Source organism: Pseudomonas sp. AGC41, from assembly GCF_057334555.1.
In genome coordinates this window covers 45257-46806 of record NZ_JBHFJB010000136.1, presented here as the reverse complement: position 1 = coordinate 46806, position 1550 = coordinate 45257, and the positions used below count along the sequence as shown (strand labels likewise).

2 protein-coding genes are annotated in these 1550 nt (G+C 59.7%); both read left to right on the top strand.

The window, feature by feature from the left end; all coding sequences use genetic code 11:
• Positions 1-100 precede the first annotated feature (100 nt).
• A complete protein-coding gene (gene mazG, locus ACE04F_RS22130) occupies positions 101-934 on the top strand; it encodes a nucleoside triphosphate pyrophosphohydrolase (protein WP_486109932.1) in 834 nt (277 codons plus the stop codon).
• Between the two features lie 26 nt (positions 935-960).
• The gene (locus ACE04F_RS22125) at positions 961-1500 is read left to right on the top strand and encodes a DUF2058 domain-containing protein (RefSeq protein WP_305499418.1); all 540 of its coding nucleotides are present in this window, start codon (positions 961-963) and stop codon (positions 1498-1500) included.
• Positions 1501-1550: the final 50 nt, after the last annotated feature.

Genomic DNA, 1550 nt, shown 5'->3' with positions numbered 1-1550 from the left:
CGCGAAGGCGGTGTGTCAGCCGATATGGTTTTGACTGATGTACCGCTTTCCCCCCCCCCCCCCCCCCTCCCACAGGGATTTTTTTGTGGTGGGATGATTGATGTACAGCCTCGAAGACCTGCTCCACCTGATGAACCGCTTGCGCGACCCGCAATATGGTTGCCCGTGGGACATCAAGCAAACCTACGCCACCATCGTCCCCCATACGTTGGAGGAAGCCTACGAAGTGGCCGATGCCATCGAGCGCGGCGACTTCGATCACCTTCAAGGTGAATTGGGCGACCTGCTGTTCCAGGTGGTGTATTACAGCCAACTGGCCCGGGAAGAAAACCGCTTCGAATTCGCCGGCGTGGTCGACAGCATCACCCGCAAGCTGATCCGCCGCCATCCCCATGTGTTTCCCACCGGTGACCTTTACGCAGCCGTGGATACCCCGCGCCTGAGCGAAGAGCAGGTCAAGCAGCGCTGGGAGGAAATCAAGGCTGAGGAACGTGCGGAGAAGGCTTCGGTGCCCAAGCAGCTGTCATTGCTCGACGACGTCCCGGCGGCATTGCCGGCCTTGTCCCGTTCGGCGAAGTTGCAGAAGCGCGCCGGCCAGGTCGGTTTCGACTGGCCGGGACCGCTGCCGGTGCTCGATAAGGTCCGTGAAGAGCTCGACGAAGTGCTCGAAGCCATGGCGGACAATGACACCGCGGCCGTCAGCGATGAGGTGGGCGACCTGCTGTTCAGCGTGGTGAACTTGGCTCGACACTTGAAAGTCGACCCCGAAACGGCCCTGCGTGGCGCCAATGCAAAGTTTGAAAGACGTTTCCGATTTATCGAACAGGCATTGCGCGAGACCCACCGTCCCATGGAAGATTGCACCCTCGAAGAGTTGGACGCCTTGTGGGGCGAAGCCAAACGTCAGGAAAAGAATTTGCCCAGCTGCGGCTGAGGCCGTTGCCTAAGTGAGTAAGCACCATGAGCCTTTCCCTTCGCGACCAGTTGCTCAAAGCAGGGCTGGTCAACCAAAAGCAGGCCAAGCAGGTCGGCAAAGAGAAACAGAAGCAGCAACGCCTGGCCCACAAAGGCCAGGTTGAACTGGATGATTCCCAGCAGCGTGCGGCCCAGGAAGCCATGGCCGAGAAGGTCAAGCGCGACCAGGAGCTCAACCGTCAGCAGCAGGAAAAGGCCGAGCAGAAGGCCCGTGCCGCGCAGATCAAGCAATTGATCGAGGTGTCGCGCCTGCCGAAGCTGACCACCGATGACTACTACAACTTCGTCGACGACAAGAAGGTCAAGCGCATCTCGGTCAATGCGCTGATGCGTAACAAGCTGAGCAGCGGTTCCCTGGCGATCGTCCATCATGCCGGCAGCTATGAAGTGATCCCGCGCGAAGCGGCGCTGAAGATCCAGGAACGCGACCCCAAGCGCATCGTCCAGCTCAACACCCAGACCGAAGAAGTCGATGCCGATGACCCGTACGCGGCGTATCAGATTCCTGATGATTTGATGTGGTAAGGGTGAACTGATCGCAAGACTTGTGGGAGACCTGTGGGGGGGGGGGGGGG

Bases quoted from the DNA above. Each gene is read 5' to 3' on its own strand.
- ACE04F_RS22125 (WP_305499418.1), top strand. From the start codon at position 961: ATGAGCCTTTCCCTTCGCGACCAGTTGCTCAAAGCAGGGCTGGTCAAC.
- mazG (WP_486109932.1), top strand. From the start codon at position 101: ATGTACAGCCTCGAAGACCTGCTCCACCTGATGAACCGCTTGCGCGAC.